The organism is Adlercreutzia sp. DFI.6.23 (assembly GCF_024462535.1).
GTDB lineage: Bacteria > Actinomycetota > Coriobacteriia > Coriobacteriales > Eggerthellaceae > Adlercreutzia > Adlercreutzia rubneri.
The window spans coordinates 1-444 of the sequence record NZ_JANGBP010000076.1 but is presented as its reverse complement, the minus strand read 5'-3'; the positions used below and the strand labels follow the sequence as shown (position 1 = coordinate 444).

Below are 444 nucleotides of genomic sequence, written 5' to 3'. Positions count from 1 at the left end.
GCAGTATTGTACGGCAGCGAGAACCTACTTCCGCAAGTTCCCAAACAACCCCCGCAGAAGTTGCCGGCTCGTCTCGCGCCCGATCTGGCCGATGACGGAGCTGACCGTTTTCATGGCCTGCTCGCGTTGTTTCTCGGCAGCTCGAGCGGCGCGCTCGGCTTCTTTCTCGGCCGCTTTCTGGGGACGCTCAGCCTCTCTTTCGGCAGCCTTGGCAGCACGCTCTTCTTCCTTGGCCGCGGCTTTCGCGGCCCGATCGGCCTCGGCGGCCTTCTGCTTCTCGAATTCGGCGCGCTCCTTTTCCAGCTGGGCGCGCTCGGCAGCCAGCGCGTCGGCCTCGGCAGCGGCGCTCTTCTCGGCGGCAAGCTTCTCGTAGGCGCTCTCGCGGTCGTTGGCCTCGCCGTACTTCTCCACCAGATGCGCCTGGGCCACGCCGATCGCCTCCAG

1 protein-coding gene is annotated in these 444 nt (G+C 66.2%); it reads right to left on the bottom strand.

Features of this window, described 5'->3' with window-relative positions:
• Window positions 1-24: 24 nt before the first annotated feature.
• Window positions 25-444 (bottom strand): DUF853 family protein (locus tag NE591_RS12410; protein ID WP_256156764.1); only part of this gene is annotated, 420 nt, incomplete at its 5' end.